Origin of the sequence: Citrobacter sp. Cf125 (assembly GCF_030333935.1) — a bacterium.
GTDB lineage: Bacteria > Pseudomonadota > Gammaproteobacteria > Enterobacterales > Enterobacteriaceae > Citrobacter > Citrobacter freundii.
Map to the genome: position 1 here is coordinate 16,160 of NZ_JAOWEY010000024.1, position 11,539 is coordinate 27,698.

Here is an 11,539-nt window from a genome sequence, read left to right on the forward strand (position 1 = left end):
CTCTTACTCCTCAACTTTAACCATGAAGGAAACCGCGTTGACCATACCACGAACAGCAGGAGTATCCTCGCGCTCTACGGTGTGACCAATACGACGCAGACCCAGGCCAAGCAGCGTTGCCTTGTGTTTCGGCAGACGACCGATTGCACTGCGGGTTTGAGTAATTTTAATAGTCTTTGCCATGGTTTATTTCCCCAGAATTTCTTCAACGGATTTACCACGCTTGGCAGCGACCATTTCCGGAGATTTCATATTTTCCAGGCCATCGATAGTTGCACGAACCACGTTAATCGGGTTAGTAGAACCATACGCTTTAGCCAGAACGTTACGAACTCCAGCGACTTCCAGAACGGCGCGCATTGCACCACCGGCGATGATACCGGTACCTTCGGAAGCCGGCTGCATGAATACACGAGAACCCGTGTGAGTACCCTTAACCGGGTGCTGCAGGGTGCCGTGGTTCAGCGCGACGTTAATCATATTGCGACGGGCTTTTTCCATCGCTTTCTGGATCGCTGCTGGAACTTCACGCGCTTTACCGTAACCAAAACCAACGCGACCGTTACCATCACCAACTACAGTCAGAGCTGTGAAGGAGAAAATACGACCACCTTTAACGGTTTTAGATACGCGGTTAACCGCGATCAGCTTTTCCTGCAGTTCGCCAGCTTGTTTTTCGATGTGAGCCATCTTACACCTCTACCTTAGAACTGAAGGCCAGCTTCACGGGCAGCATCTGCCAGTGCCTGGACACGACCATGATATTGGAACCCGGAACGGTCAAAAGAAACATCTTTGATGCCTTTTTCCAGAGCGCGTTCAGCAACAGCTTTACCTACAGCTGCAGCAGCGTCTTTGTTACCGGTGTACTTCAATTGTTCAGCGATAGCTTTTTCTACAGTAGAAGCAGCTACCAGAACTTCAGAACCGTTCGGTGCAATTACCTGTGCGTAAATATGACGCGGGGTACGATGTACCACCAGGCGAGTTGCACCCAGCTCCTGGAGCTTGCGGCGTGCGCGGGTCGCACGACGGATACGAGCAGATTTCTTATCCATAGTGTTACCTTACTTCTTCTTAGCCTCTTTGGTACGCACGACTTCGTCGGCGTAACGAACACCCTTGCCTTTATAAGGCTCAGGACGACGGTAGGCGCGCAGATCTGCTGCAACCTGACCGATCAGCTGTTTATCAGCGCCTTTCAGCACGATTTCAGTCTGAGACGGACATTCTGCAGTGATTCCCGCAGGCAGCTGATGGTCAACTGGGTGAGAGAAACCTAAAGCCAGGTTTACTACATTCCCTTTAACCGCTGCACGATAACCTACACCAACCAGCTGAAGCTTCTTAGTGAAGCCTTCGGTAACACCGACAACCATTGCATTCAGCAGGGCACGCGCGGTACCAGCCTGAGCCCATCCATCTGCGTAACCATCACGCGGACCGAAGGTCAGAGCATTATCTGCATGATTTACTGCAACAGCATCGTTGAGAGTACGAGTCAGCTCGCCGTTTTTACCTTTGATCGTAATAACCTGACCGTTGATTTTTACATCAACGCCGGCAGGAATAACGACCGGTGCTTTAGCAACACGAGACATTTTTTCCTCCGATTAGGCTACGTAGCAGATAATTTCGCCACCAAGACCAGCCTGGCGCGCTGCACGATCAGTCATAACACCTTTAGAGGTAGAAACAACTGCGATACCCATGCCAGCCATAACTTTCGGCAGCTCGTCTTTACGCTTATAAATGCGCAGACCTGGGCGACTGACACGCTGAATGCTTTCTACAACAGCTTTACCCTGGAAATACTTGAGAGTAAGTTCCAGTTCCGGCTTGGTGTCGCCTTCAACTTTAAAATCTTCAATAAAACCTTCTTCCTTCAGCACGTTGGCAATTGCCACTTTCAGCTTGGAGGAAGGCATGGTGACCGCAGCTTTATTCGCGGCCTGACCGTTACGGATACGGGTCAGCATATCCGCGATCGGATCTTGCATGCTCATCTGTCTTTACTCCCGTGATTCAATTGGTAATTACCAGCTAGCCTTTTTCAAGCCTGGTACTTCACCGCGCATGGCGGCTTCACGCAGTTTGATACGGCTCAACCCGAACTTGCCCACATAGCCATGCGGACGACCTGTTTGACGGCAGCGGTTACGCTGACGGGACGGGCTGGAATCACGCGGCAGAGACTGCAGCTTGAGAACTGCGTTCCAACGATCTTCGTCGGTCGCGTTCACATCAGAGATAATAGCTTTCAGTTCAGCGCGTTTTGCGAAGTACTTATCAGCTAAAGCTACGCGCTTTACTTCGCGTGCTTTCATTGATTGCTTAGCCATTCAGTAACCCTACCTTACTTGCGGAACGGGAAGTCAAAGGCAGCCAGCAGAGCACGGCCTTCTTCGTCAGATTTCGCAGTAGTGGTAATGGTAATATCCAAACCACGCACGCGGTCGACTTTATCGTAGTCGATTTCTGGGAAGATGATCTGCTCACGGACACCCATGCTGTAGTTACCACGACCGTCGAAAGACTTAGCGGACAAGCCACGGAAGTCACGGATACGTGGAACAGCAATAGTGATCAGGCGCTCAAAGAACTCCCACATGCGTTCGCCACGCAGAGTTACTTTACAGCCGATCGGATAGCCCTGACGGATTTTGAAGCCTGCAACTGATTTGCGTGCTTTGGTGATCAGCGGTTTTTGACCGGAGATTGCTGTCAGGTCAGCTGCTGCGTTATCCAGCAGTTTCTTGTCAGCGATCGCTTCACCAACACCCATGTTCAGGGTGATCTTCTCGACCCGAGGGACTTGCATGACAGAATTGTAGTTAAACTCAGTCATGAGTTTAGCGACTACTTCGTCTTTGTAGTAATCATGCAGTTTCGCCATCGTACTACTCCAAATTACTTGATAGTTTCGCTGTTAGATTTGAAGAAACGGACTTTTTTGCCGTCTTCGAATCTAAAGCCTACACGGTCAGCCTTGCCGGTTGCCGCGTTGAAGATAGCAAGGTTAGAGATCTGAATAGCTGCTTCTTTCTCTACGATGCCGCCTGGTTGGTTCAGGGCCGGAACCGGCTTCTGATGTTTTTTAACCAGGTTGATACCTTCAACAATGACCTTGCCGGAAGACAGGACATTCTTAACTTTACCGCGTTTACCTTTATCTTTACCGGTTAACACGATAACTTCGTCATCACGACGGATCTTCGCTGCCATGATTCGCTCCTTAGAGTACTTCTGGTGCCAGAGAGATAATTTTCATGAACTTCTCGTTACGAAGTTCACGAGTTACCGGCCCAAAAATACGCGTACCGATAGGTTGCTCGCTGTTATTGTTTAAAATAACGCATGCATTACCATCGAAGCGAATGACAGAACCGTCCGGGCGACGAACACCCTTCTTGGTGCGCACCACTACCGCCTTCAGCACATCACCTTTTTTGACCTTACCACGCGGAATTGCTTCCTTGATGGTGATCTTGATGATATCGCCGACGCCTGCGTAGCGACGGTGCGAGCCACCCAGAACCTTGATACACATTACGCGACGTGCACCGGAGTTGTCGGCGACGTTCAGCATAGTCTGTTCTTGGATCATTTTAGTGCTCCGCTAATGTCAACTACTACTGAGACCCGAAAATCAGGTCGTTAAAAAAGCCCCATATCGGGGGCGCGGCATTATAACACCGCTTCAACGATATGGGTAGAAAAAATAAACGGCTCATCGCTGAGCCGTTTATTCGTTGAGAATGCCTACTGTATTACAGAACGGCTTTCTCTACAACGCGAACCAGCGTCCAGGACTTAGTCTTGGACAGCGGACGGCATTCGCGGATTTCAACCACGTCACCAGTACCGCATTCGTTGTTCTCGTCATGTACGTGCAGTTTGGTCGTACGCTTAATGAATTTACCGTAGATCGGGTGTTTCACAAAACGTTCGATAGCAACAACGATGGATTTCTCCATTTTATCGCTAACAACGCGACCTTGCAGAGTACGGATTTTATCGGTCATTACGCACCCGCCTTCTCAGTCAGTAAAGTCTTAACGCGTGCGACGTCACGACGCACTTGCTTCAACAGGTGAGACTGTTGCAGCTGGCCACTTGCAGCCTGCATACGCAGGTTGAACTGCTCACGCAGCAGATTCAGCAGCTCGGTGTTCAGCTCTTCAACACTCTTCTCACGCAGCTCTTTTGCTTTCATTACATCACCGTCTTAGTTACAAAGGTGGTTTTAATCGGCAGTTTCGCTGCTGCCAGCTTGAATGCTTCACGGGCCAGCTCTTCCGGTACGCCGTCCATTTCATACAGGACTTTACCCGGCTGAATCAAGGCAACCCAATACTCCACGTTACCTTTACCTTTACCCATACGCACTGCCAGCGGCTTTTCAGTGATCGGTTTGTCCGGGAATACACGGATCCAGATCTTACCTTGACGCTTAACTGCACGGGTCATAGCACGACGTGCTGCTTCGATCTGACGGGCAGTCAGACGACCACGGCCAACAGCTTTCAGACCGAAGCTGCCGAAGCTAACATCCGCGCCAGCAGCCAGACCGCGGTTACGGCCTTTGTGCATTTTACGGAATTTTGTACGCTTTGGTTGTAACATCAGCGACGCTCCTTATTTACGGCCTTTACGCTGCTGCTTTTTAGGTTGCGCAGCCGGTTTTTCCGGTTGTTCAACAGCAGCCATACCACCCAGGATCTCGCCTTTGAAGATCCATACCTTAACGCCGATTACACCGTAAGTGGTGTGCGCTTCAGAGGTGTTGTAGTCGATGTCAGCACGCAGAGTGTGCAGCGGTACGCGACCTTCGCGGTACCATTCGGTACGTGCGATTTCCGCGCCGCCCAGACGGCCGCTAACTTCAACTTTGATACCTTTAGCGCCCAGACGCATTGCGTTCTGTACAGCACGCTTCATAGCACGACGGAACATAACGCGACGTTCCAGCTGAGAAGTGATGCTGTCAGCAACCAATTTTGCGTCCAGTTCAGGCTTACGCACTTCGGCGATATTGATCTGAGCAGGAACGCCAGCAATATCCGCTACGACTTTGCGCAGTTTTTCTACGTCTTCGCCTTTCTTACCGATAACGATACCCGGGCGAGCGGTGTGAATGGTCACACGGATGCTCTTAGCCGGACGCTCGATAACGATACGAGATACAGACGCTTTAGCCAGTTCCTTAGTCAGGTACTGACGTACTTTAAAATCGCTGTCCAGGTTGTCAGCGAATTCTTTGGTGTTCGCAAACCAGGTTGAGTTCCATGGTTTTACAATACCCAGGCGAATACCATTAGGATGTACTTTCTGACCCATTGCTAGTCTCCAGAGTCTCAGCGATCGGACACAACCACAGTAATGTGGCTGGTGCGCTTCAGGATGCGATCTGCACGACCTTTTGCACGCGGCATAATGCGCTTCATGCTCGGGCCTTCGTCTACGAAAATTTTCGTAACTTTCAGATCGTCAATGTCAGCGCCATCGTTGTGTTCAGCGTTAGCAATGGCAGATTCCAGGACTTTCTTAACCAGTACAGCCGCTTTCTTATTGGTGTAGGTCAGAATATCCAGAGCCTGCGACACTTTCTTACCGCGAATCAGGTCTGCAACAAGGCGAACCTTCTGAGCAGAAGAACGAGCATGGCGATGTTGAGCTAAAGTTTCCATCTCTTCCTCCTACCTTATTTCTTCTTCGCTTTTTTATCAGCAGCGTGGCCGCGATAAGTACGAGTCGGTGCGAATTCACCCAGTTTGTGACCGACCATTTCGTCGGAAACAAATACCGGAACGTGCTGACGACCATTATGGACAGCGATGGTCAAACCGATCATGTTAGGAAAGATCGTTGAACGACGGGACCAAGTGCGCAGGGGCTTCTTGTCTCCGCTTTCCACCGCTTTCTCTACCTTCTTCAGCAAGTGCAGGTCAATAAAAGGACCTTTCTTGAGAGAACGTGGCATGGCTTATCCTCTAAAATTATTTGCTACGGCGACGTACGATGAATTTATCAGTACGCTTGTTGCTGCGGGTCTTCTTACCTTTGGTCTGAACGCCCCACGGAGTTACCGGGTGCTTACCAAAGTTACGACCTTCACCACCACCATGTGGGTGGTCGACTGGGTTCATCGCAGTACCGCGAACGGTAGGACGAACACCACGCCAGCGTGCAGCACCTGCTTTACCCAGAACGCGCAGCATATGCTCAGCATTGCCAACTTCGCCCAGAGTTGCACGGCAGTCTGCTTCGACTTTACGCATTTCACCAGAACGCAGACGCAGGGTGACATAAGCACCATCACGAGCAACGATCTGAACGTAAGTACCAGCGGAACGTGCCAGCTGACCGCCTTTACCTGGTTTCATTTCTACGTTATGAACGGTAGAACCAACCGGGATATTGCGCATCGGCAGGGTGTTACCTGCTTTGATTGCAGCATCAACGCCAGACTGAATCTGGTCGCCAGCTTTCAGGCCTTTAGGGGCCAGGATGTAACGGCGTTCACCGTCTTTGTACAGAACCAGCGCGATGTTCGCGGAGCGGTTCGGATCGTACTCAAGACGTTCAACAACTGCCGGGATACCGTCTTTGTTGCGTTTGAAGTCAACAATACGATAAGCCTGCTTGTGACCACCACCGATGTGACGAGTGGTGATACGGCCATTGTTGTTACGACCACCGGATTTGCTGTTTTTTTCAACCAGCGGAGCAAAAGGTTTGCCCTTGTGCAGCTCTGGGTTGACCACTTTAACAACGTGGCGACGACCCGGAGATGTCGGTTTACATTTAACAACTGCCATTGTATTACTCCTCCGACTTACTCAGCGCCGCCGACGAAGTCCAGATTCTGGCCTTCCTTCAGGGTGACGTAAGCTTTTTTCCAGTCGCTACGACGACCGATACGCTGTCCGTGACGTTTAACTTTCCCTTTAACTACCAGGGTGTTAACGACTTCGACTTCGACTTCAAACAGTTTCTGCACAGCAGCTTTGATTTCTGCTTTGGTCGCGTCTTTAGCAACTTTGAGAACGATGGTGTTAGTTTTTTCCATCGCAGTAGACGCTTTTTCAGAAACGTGCGGTGCGCGCAGCACTTTCAGCAGACGTTCTTCACGAATCATGCCAGCATCTCCTCAACTTGCTTAACAGCATCAGCAGTCATTACGACTTTGTCGAAGGCGATCAGGCTAACCGGGTCGATACCAGTTGCATCGCGTACGTCAACCTTGTGCAGGTTGCGCGCAGCCAGGAACAGGTTTTCGTCCAGCTCACCGGTGATGATCAGCACATCTTCCAGAGCCATGTCTTTCAGTTTCTGTGCCAGCAGCTTAGTTTTAGGCGCTTCTACAGAGAATGATTCGACAACGATCAGACGATCCTGACGTACCAGTTCGGACAGAATGCTTTTCAGCGCGCCGCGGTACATCTTTTTGTTAACTTTTTGACTGTGGTCCTGTGGACGAGCAGCGAAGGTCACGCCACCTGAACGCCAGATCGGGCTCTTGATAGAACCTGAACGCGCACGGCCGGTACCTTTCTGGCGCCACGGCTTTTTGCCTGAACCAGTTACTTCAGCACGAGTCTTCTGAGCACGAGTACCCTGACGAGCACCAGCTGCATAAGCAACAACAACCTGGTGAACCAGCGCTTCGTTGAAATCACGACCGAAGGTAGTTTCGGAAACAGTCAGCGCGCTCTGCGCGTCTTTCAATACTAATTCCATTGCTATCCCCTTACGCCTTCACAGCTGGTTTAACGATCAGGTCGCAACCGGTCGCACCCGGAACACCACCTTTAACCAGCAGCAGGTTGCGCTCAGCGTCAACACGTACTACGTCCAGGCTCTGAACGGTTACACGTTCGTTGCCCAGCTGACCTGCCATTTTCTTGCCTTTGAACACTTTGCCCGGAGTCTGGTTCTGACCGATAGAACCCGGAACGCGGTGAGACAAGGAGTTACCGTGAGTAGCGTCCTGGGTACGGAAGTTCCAGCGCTTAACGGTACCAGCGAAACCTTTACCTTTAGAGGTACCGGTTACGTCAACTTTTTTAACGTCAGCAAACAGTTCAACGCTAATGTTCTGACCAACGGTGTATTCTTCACCATCTGCCAGACGGAACTCCCACAGGCCGCGGCCAGCTTCTACGCCAGCTTTAGCAAAGTGGCCAGCTTCCGGCTTAGTTACGCGGTTAGCTTTTTTAGCACCGGTGGTAACCTGAACAGCGCGATAGCCATCGTTAGCCAGATCTTTAACCTGAGTAACGCGGTTTGCTTCAACTTCGATAACGGTTACTGGGATAGATACGCCATCTTCAGTGAAGATGCGGGTCATACCCACTTTTTTACCGACTAAACCAATCATTGTATCAACCTCTCAATCGCTCGATGACCTGATTAACCCAGGCTGATCTGCACGTCTACACCGGCAGCCAGGTCCAGACGCATCAGAGCATCAACGGTTTTTTCAGTTGGCTCAACGATGTCAACCAGACGCTTGTGAGTACGGATCTCGTACTGATCACGCGCGTCTTTGTTGACGTGCGGGGAGATCAGAACGGTGAAACGCTCTTTGCGGGTCGGCAGCGGGATCGGACCACGAACCTGCGCACCAGTGCGCTTGGCAGTCTCGACGATTTCCGCGGTTGATTGATCGATCAGACGATGATCAAACGCTTTCAAACGGATACGGATTCTTTGGTTCTGCATGAGACCAGAGCTCCAATTATTTTATAGACGAAATAGTTACTCCTCAAACCCATTACGATTGATGGGAGAGTGTAACCGTTCTTACAGAGTTCCCCGATTGGGAACATTGTCTGGTATTGCTTTCGCAGTACCGGTGGCTCATATCGAACCGCTGTCAATATTAGACAAGCCCGCGCATTATACGTAAATCTCAGTCTTAAGCAAGTGCCGCGTAGAAATTAATCACTCGTTCATAAATGCGGGCCTCCTTCCACTCTGATTGTATGTCCTGTGATGCAACGCGTTTTCCGTGGAAGAGAGCATCCATAACTCACATCCGGGACTTGTAGGGCCGGCGGGCTTACCCGAAGGTAAACTCTTTACCAAATGAGATTTGCCCATGTACATCGACCTCCCCTTTCTGCTGATTTATGTTTCGCTATCAGGGTTGCTCTTAGTCTATGACCTGCGTACCGGGTTGCTGCCCGACAAATTTACCTGCCCTCTTTTGTGGGGCGGTCTTATTTATCATCAGTGCTGCAGACCTGCACAGTTATCCGACGCGCTTTGGGGTGCCGTAGCGGGCTATGGGGTATTTGCTTTGTTCTACTGGGGGTATCGTTTGATATGCCGACAGGAAGGATTAGGCTTTGGTGATGTCAAATTTCTTGCCGCACTGGGCGCATGGCATCGCTGGGAATCATTGCCACTGTTGGTTTTACTTGCCACGGGCATGGCATGTTGTCTCACCGGGATTTCTTGCGTCCGTTACGGGAGACAGATGCTAAAAAACCCGCTGCCTTTTGGGCCATATCTGGCGACTGCGGGTTTCGTTATTGGCTGGGTAAATCTGATACAGGGCGGTTAGTCACTGACTTTTATTTGCGATTGCAGATAATTTTGCAAGCCAAGTTTTGCAATCAGGTCCAGCTCAGTTTCGAGCCAGTCAATATGCCCTTCTTCTTCAGTCAGGATCTCGATCATCATGTCCCGGCTGACATAATCATGAACGCTATCGGCATAGGCAATGGCTTCACGCAGATCTTTCGCCCCATCCAACTCGAGTCGAAGATCGGATTGCAGCATCTCTTCAACGTCTTCGCCAATACCCAACTTGCCAAGATCCTGCAAGTTCGGGAGCCCTTCTAAGAATAAAATACGCTCGATATATTTATCAGCGTGTTTCATCTCATCGATAGATTCATGGTACTCAACATCATTGAGGCGAGTCAGTCCCCAGTTTTTAAACATACGAGCATGGAGAAAATACTGGTTGATCGCGACAAGCTCATTTCCCAATAGTTTATTGAGATAATTTATGATTTTAACATCACCTTTCATTTTATAGTCCCTCCGCTTCCACTCTTAGAGCGTAGATGGGGCTACAGGGATGTCAAAAAAAAGAGTGTGACTTAGGCGATCTCTTTAAATTCTGGCATTTGCGTTAACTCATCCTGCATGACTTCACGGGCAGCACGAATGCACTTACCGCATTGATTTCCTACAGGAATAAATTTACGTAATTGCTGAAAGGACTGAGGGTGAAACTGGCGAACAGCCTGACGTATTTTTTTATCACTTATCGCATTACACAAACAAACGTACATGATCGCTCCCGTTCAATTTCTGCGCAAAGTGTAAATGAGAATAGTTATGATTACAATAGCACAACGCTATTTACGCGGCGGGAGAATGAATAAAAAATGCGAATAAATATGACAGCTACTAAATAGCAGGCAGCAAAAAGGGCGCCGAAGCGCCCTTTTTAAGCTCAAAGCTAATTAATCAATAATTAGCTCATTACTTTAGCAACAACGCCCGCACCAACAGTACGGCCGCCTTCACGGATTGCGAAACGCAGACCGTCGTCCATCGCGATTGGGTGGATCAGGGTAACAACCATTTTGATGTTGTCGCCCGGCATTACCATCTCTACGCCTTCCGGCAGTTCGATGGTACCAGTCACGTCAGTAGTACGGAAGTAGAACTGCGGACGGTAGCCTTTGAAGAACGGAGTATGACGGCCGCCTTCGTCTTTGGACAGAATGTACACTTCAGATTCGAACTTGGTGTGCGGCTTGATAGAGCCCGGCTTAGCCAGTACCTGACCACGTTCGATTTCTTCACGTTTGATACCACGCAGCAGAACACCAACGTTCTCACCAGCACGGCCTTCGTCCAGCAGTTTGCGGAACATTTCAACGCCAGTACAGGTAGACTTAGCAGTCTCTTTGATACCAACGATTTCAACTTCTTCACCAACTTTGATGATACCGCGCTCTACACGACCGGTAACAACCGTACCACGACCGGAGATGGAGAATACGTCTTCGATAGGCAGCAGGAACGGCTTGTCAATCGCACGCTCTGGTTCTGGGATGTAAGAATCCAGGAAGCCAGCCAGTTCGATGATTTTCGCTTCCCACTCTGCTTCGCCTTCCAGCGCTTTCAGAGCAGAACCACGAACGATCGGAGTGTCGTCGCCCGGGAAATCGTACTGAGACAGAAGTTCACGAACTTCCATTTCTACCAGTTCCAGCAGCTCTTCGTCATCAACCATGTCGCATTTGTTCAGGAACACGATGATGTACGGAACGCCTACCTGACGACCCAGCAGGATGTGCTCACGAGTCTGCGGCATCGGGCCGTCAGTCGCAGCAACAACCAGGATCGCGCCGTCCATCTGCGCAGCACCGGTGATCATGTTTTTAACATAGTCGGCGTGGCCCGGGCAGTCTACGTGTGCGTAGTGGCGAGTCGGGGTGTCATATTCAACGTGAGAAGTGTTGATGGTGATACCACGTGCTTTTTCTTCCGGCGCGTTATCGATCTG

General features: G+C 50.2%; 24 protein-coding genes. 1 reads left to right on the forward strand and 23 read right to left on the reverse strand.

All coding sequences use genetic code 11. From position 1 onward, the window contains the following. Positions 1 to 3: 3 nt before the first annotated feature. The 20 genes from rpmD to rpsJ all read right to left on the reverse strand — a co-directional run bounded on the left by rpmD (position 4) and on the right by rpsJ (position 8,727). Positions 4 to 183, reverse strand: a complete 180-nt coding sequence (rpmD, locus tag OGV89_RS14365; RefSeq protein ID WP_001140434.1) for a 50S ribosomal protein L30 — start codon at positions 181 to 183, stop codon at positions 4 to 6. 3 nt (positions 184 to 186) lie between these two features. Further along, complete coding sequence (gene rpsE / locus OGV89_RS14370; RefSeq protein ID WP_003031131.1) at positions 187 to 690, reverse strand: 30S ribosomal protein S5; 504 nt, start codon at positions 688 to 690, stop codon at positions 187 to 189. 14 nt (positions 691 to 704) lie between these two features. After that, positions 705 to 1,058 carry a 50S ribosomal protein L18 gene (rplR, locus tag OGV89_RS14375; protein WP_000358960.1) on the reverse strand — a complete coding sequence of 118 codons (354 nt, stop codon included), beginning with the start codon at positions 1,056 to 1,058 and terminating at the stop codon, positions 705 to 707. A 9-nt stretch (positions 1,059 to 1,067) separates the two neighbouring features. Beyond that, positions 1,068 to 1,601: a 50S ribosomal protein L6 gene (gene rplF, locus OGV89_RS14380; protein ID WP_003031129.1), complete on the reverse strand. Its 534-nt coding sequence runs from the start codon at positions 1,599 to 1,601 to the stop codon at positions 1,068 to 1,070. A gap of 12 nt (positions 1,602 to 1,613) precedes the next feature. Continuing rightward, a complete protein-coding gene (rpsH, locus tag OGV89_RS14385; protein WP_003031127.1) occupies positions 1,614 to 2,006 on the reverse strand; it encodes a 30S ribosomal protein S8 in 393 nt (130 codons plus the stop codon). A gap of 30 nt (positions 2,007 to 2,036) precedes the next feature. Further along, positions 2,037 to 2,342: a 30S ribosomal protein S14 gene (gene rpsN / locus OGV89_RS14390; protein WP_003031125.1), complete on the reverse strand. Its 306-nt coding sequence runs from the start codon at positions 2,340 to 2,342 to the stop codon at positions 2,037 to 2,039. 14 nt (positions 2,343 to 2,356) lie between these two features. After that, complete coding sequence (gene rplE / locus OGV89_RS14395) at positions 2,357 to 2,896, reverse strand: 50S ribosomal protein L5 (RefSeq protein ID WP_003031123.1); 540 nt, start codon at positions 2,894 to 2,896, stop codon at positions 2,357 to 2,359. Positions 2,897 to 2,910: 14 nt separating this feature from the next. Continuing rightward, positions 2,911 to 3,225, reverse strand: coding sequence for a 50S ribosomal protein L24 (gene rplX, locus OGV89_RS14400; protein ID WP_003031122.1), 315 nt, complete (start codon positions 3,223 to 3,225; stop codon positions 2,911 to 2,913). A 10-nt stretch (positions 3,226 to 3,235) separates the two neighbouring features. Continuing rightward, entirely contained in the window at positions 3,236 to 3,607 is a 372-nt protein-coding gene (gene rplN / locus OGV89_RS14405) for a 50S ribosomal protein L14 (RefSeq protein WP_000613954.1), read from the reverse strand. 163 nt (positions 3,608 to 3,770) lie between these two features. Beyond that, on the reverse strand, positions 3,771 to 4,025 hold the full coding sequence (rpsQ, locus tag OGV89_RS14410) for a 30S ribosomal protein S17 (RefSeq protein ID WP_003031120.1): 255 nt from the start codon (positions 4,023 to 4,025) through the stop codon (positions 3,771 to 3,773). After that, entirely contained in the window at positions 4,025 to 4,216 is a 192-nt protein-coding gene (rpmC, locus tag OGV89_RS14415) for a 50S ribosomal protein L29 (RefSeq protein WP_000644742.1), read from the reverse strand. Before rpmC ends, rpsQ begins: the two co-directional genes overlap by 1 nt. Next, the gene (gene rplP / locus OGV89_RS14420) at positions 4,216 to 4,626 is read right to left on the reverse strand and encodes a 50S ribosomal protein L16 (protein WP_000941208.1); all 411 of its coding nucleotides are present in this window, start codon (positions 4,624 to 4,626) and stop codon (positions 4,216 to 4,218) included. The genes rpmC and rplP overlap by 1 nt, the downstream gene beginning before the upstream one ends. 12 nt (positions 4,627 to 4,638) lie before the next feature. Then, positions 4,639 to 5,340 (reverse strand): 30S ribosomal protein S3, encoded by a 702-nt coding sequence (gene rpsC, locus OGV89_RS14425; protein ID WP_000529945.1) that lies wholly within the window; start codon positions 5,338 to 5,340, stop codon positions 4,639 to 4,641. Between the two features lie 17 nt (positions 5,341 to 5,357). After that, complete coding sequence (rplV, locus tag OGV89_RS14430; protein ID WP_000448832.1) at positions 5,358 to 5,690, reverse strand: 50S ribosomal protein L22; 333 nt, start codon at positions 5,688 to 5,690, stop codon at positions 5,358 to 5,360. Between the two features lie 14 nt (positions 5,691 to 5,704). Beyond that, positions 5,705 to 5,983, reverse strand: coding sequence for a 30S ribosomal protein S19 (rpsS, locus tag OGV89_RS14435; protein ID WP_001138115.1), 279 nt, complete (start codon positions 5,981 to 5,983; stop codon positions 5,705 to 5,707). A 16-nt stretch (positions 5,984 to 5,999) separates the two neighbouring features. Beyond that, the gene (rplB, locus tag OGV89_RS14440; protein ID WP_000301869.1) at positions 6,000 to 6,821 is read right to left on the reverse strand and encodes a 50S ribosomal protein L2; all 822 of its coding nucleotides are present in this window, start codon (positions 6,819 to 6,821) and stop codon (positions 6,000 to 6,002) included. 17 nt (positions 6,822 to 6,838) lie between these two features. Beyond that, a complete protein-coding gene (gene rplW / locus OGV89_RS14445; protein ID WP_000617546.1) occupies positions 6,839 to 7,141 on the reverse strand; it encodes a 50S ribosomal protein L23 in 303 nt (100 codons plus the stop codon). After that, a complete protein-coding gene (gene rplD, locus OGV89_RS14450) occupies positions 7,138 to 7,743 on the reverse strand; it encodes a 50S ribosomal protein L4 (protein WP_003031119.1) in 606 nt (201 codons plus the stop codon). The genes rplW and rplD overlap by 4 nt, the downstream gene beginning before the upstream one ends. Positions 7,744 to 7,753: 10 nt before the next feature. Then, on the reverse strand, positions 7,754 to 8,383 hold the full coding sequence (rplC, locus tag OGV89_RS14455) for a 50S ribosomal protein L3 (RefSeq protein ID WP_003031117.1): 630 nt from the start codon (positions 8,381 to 8,383) through the stop codon (positions 7,754 to 7,756). A gap of 32 nt (positions 8,384 to 8,415) precedes the next feature. Further along, positions 8,416 to 8,727, reverse strand: a complete 312-nt coding sequence (rpsJ, locus tag OGV89_RS14460; protein ID WP_001181005.1) for a 30S ribosomal protein S10 — start codon at positions 8,725 to 8,727, stop codon at positions 8,416 to 8,418. Between the two features lie 379 nt (positions 8,728 to 9,106). Between rpsJ and OGV89_RS14465 the strand changes: the two genes are divergently transcribed. Next, positions 9,107 to 9,574 (forward strand): prepilin peptidase, encoded by a 468-nt coding sequence (locus OGV89_RS14465; RefSeq protein ID WP_057102440.1) that lies wholly within the window; start codon positions 9,107 to 9,109, stop codon positions 9,572 to 9,574. On the opposite strand, the gene bfr is transcribed toward OGV89_RS14465, so the two are convergent. The 3 genes from bfr to tuf form a co-directional block, all read right to left on the reverse strand. Beyond that, positions 9,571 to 10,047, reverse strand: a complete 477-nt coding sequence (bfr, locus tag OGV89_RS14470) for a bacterioferritin (RefSeq protein ID WP_003031113.1) — start codon at positions 10,045 to 10,047, stop codon at positions 9,571 to 9,573. The two genes, OGV89_RS14465 and bfr, sit on opposite strands and share 4 nt — an antisense overlap. Before the next feature lie 71 nt (positions 10,048 to 10,118). Further along, positions 10,119 to 10,313, reverse strand: coding sequence for a bacterioferritin-associated ferredoxin (bfd, locus tag OGV89_RS14475; protein ID WP_003031111.1), 195 nt, complete (start codon positions 10,311 to 10,313; stop codon positions 10,119 to 10,121). 185 nt (positions 10,314 to 10,498) lie between these two features. Further along, the coding region (tuf, locus tag OGV89_RS14480) for an elongation factor Tu (protein WP_058842576.1) at positions 10,499 to 11,539 on the reverse strand (1,041 nt) is incomplete at its 5' end.

What these genes read in the sequence shown, in the direction of transcription:
- rpmD (WP_001140434.1), bottom strand. Translation starts at nt 183, where the DNA reads ATGGCAAAGACTATTAAAATTACTCAAACCCGCAGTGCAATCGGTCGT.
- rpsE (WP_003031131.1), bottom strand. Translation starts at nt 690, where the DNA reads ATGGCTCACATCGAAAAACAAGCTGGCGAACTGCAGGAAAAGCTGATC.
- rplR (WP_000358960.1), bottom strand. Translation starts at nt 1,058, where the DNA reads ATGGATAAGAAATCTGCTCGTATCCGTCGTGCGACCCGCGCACGCCGC.
- rplF (WP_003031129.1), bottom strand. Translation starts at nt 1,601, where the DNA reads ATGTCTCGTGTTGCTAAAGCACCGGTCGTTATTCCTGCCGGCGTTGAT.
- rpsH (WP_003031127.1), bottom strand. Translation starts at nt 2,006, where the DNA reads ATGAGCATGCAAGATCCGATCGCGGATATGCTGACCCGTATCCGTAAC.
- rpsN (WP_003031125.1), bottom strand. Translation starts at nt 2,342, where the DNA reads ATGGCTAAGCAATCAATGAAAGCACGCGAAGTAAAGCGCGTAGCTTTA.
- rplE (WP_003031123.1), bottom strand. Translation starts at nt 2,896, where the DNA reads ATGGCGAAACTGCATGATTACTACAAAGACGAAGTAGTCGCTAAACTC.
- rplX (WP_003031122.1), bottom strand. Translation starts at nt 3,225, where the DNA reads ATGGCAGCGAAGATCCGTCGTGATGACGAAGTTATCGTGTTAACCGGT.
- rplN (WP_000613954.1), bottom strand. Translation starts at nt 3,607, where the DNA reads ATGATCCAAGAACAGACTATGCTGAACGTCGCCGACAACTCCGGTGCA.
- rpsQ (WP_003031120.1), bottom strand. Translation starts at nt 4,025, where the DNA reads ATGACCGATAAAATCCGTACTCTGCAAGGTCGCGTTGTTAGCGATAAA.
- rpmC (WP_000644742.1), bottom strand. Translation starts at nt 4,216, where the DNA reads ATGAAAGCAAAAGAGCTGCGTGAGAAGAGTGTTGAAGAGCTGAACACC.
- rplP (WP_000941208.1), bottom strand. Translation starts at nt 4,626, where the DNA reads ATGTTACAACCAAAGCGTACAAAATTCCGTAAAATGCACAAAGGCCGT.
- rpsC (WP_000529945.1), bottom strand. Translation starts at nt 5,340, where the DNA reads ATGGGTCAGAAAGTACATCCTAATGGTATTCGCCTGGGTATTGTAAAA.
- rplV (WP_000448832.1), bottom strand. Translation starts at nt 5,690, where the DNA reads ATGGAAACTTTAGCTCAACATCGCCATGCTCGTTCTTCTGCTCAGAAG.
- rpsS (WP_001138115.1), bottom strand. Translation starts at nt 5,983, where the DNA reads ATGCCACGTTCTCTCAAGAAAGGTCCTTTTATTGACCTGCACTTGCTG.
- rplB (WP_000301869.1), bottom strand. Translation starts at nt 6,821, where the DNA reads ATGGCAGTTGTTAAATGTAAACCGACATCTCCGGGTCGTCGCCACGTT.
- rplW (WP_000617546.1), bottom strand. Translation starts at nt 7,141, where the DNA reads ATGATTCGTGAAGAACGTCTGCTGAAAGTGCTGCGCGCACCGCACGTT.
- rplD (WP_003031119.1), bottom strand. Translation starts at nt 7,743, where the DNA reads ATGGAATTAGTATTGAAAGACGCGCAGAGCGCGCTGACTGTTTCCGAA.
- rplC (WP_003031117.1), bottom strand. Translation starts at nt 8,383, where the DNA reads ATGATTGGTTTAGTCGGTAAAAAAGTGGGTATGACCCGCATCTTCACT.
- rpsJ (WP_001181005.1), bottom strand. Translation starts at nt 8,727, where the DNA reads ATGCAGAACCAAAGAATCCGTATCCGTTTGAAAGCGTTTGATCATCGT.
- OGV89_RS14465 (WP_057102440.1), top strand. Translation starts at nt 9,107, where the DNA reads ATGTACATCGACCTCCCCTTTCTGCTGATTTATGTTTCGCTATCAGGG.
- bfr (WP_003031113.1), bottom strand. Translation starts at nt 10,047, where the DNA reads ATGAAAGGTGATGTTAAAATCATAAATTATCTCAATAAACTATTGGGA.
- bfd (WP_003031111.1), bottom strand. Translation starts at nt 10,313, where the DNA reads ATGTACGTTTGTTTGTGTAATGCGATAAGTGATAAAAAAATACGTCAG.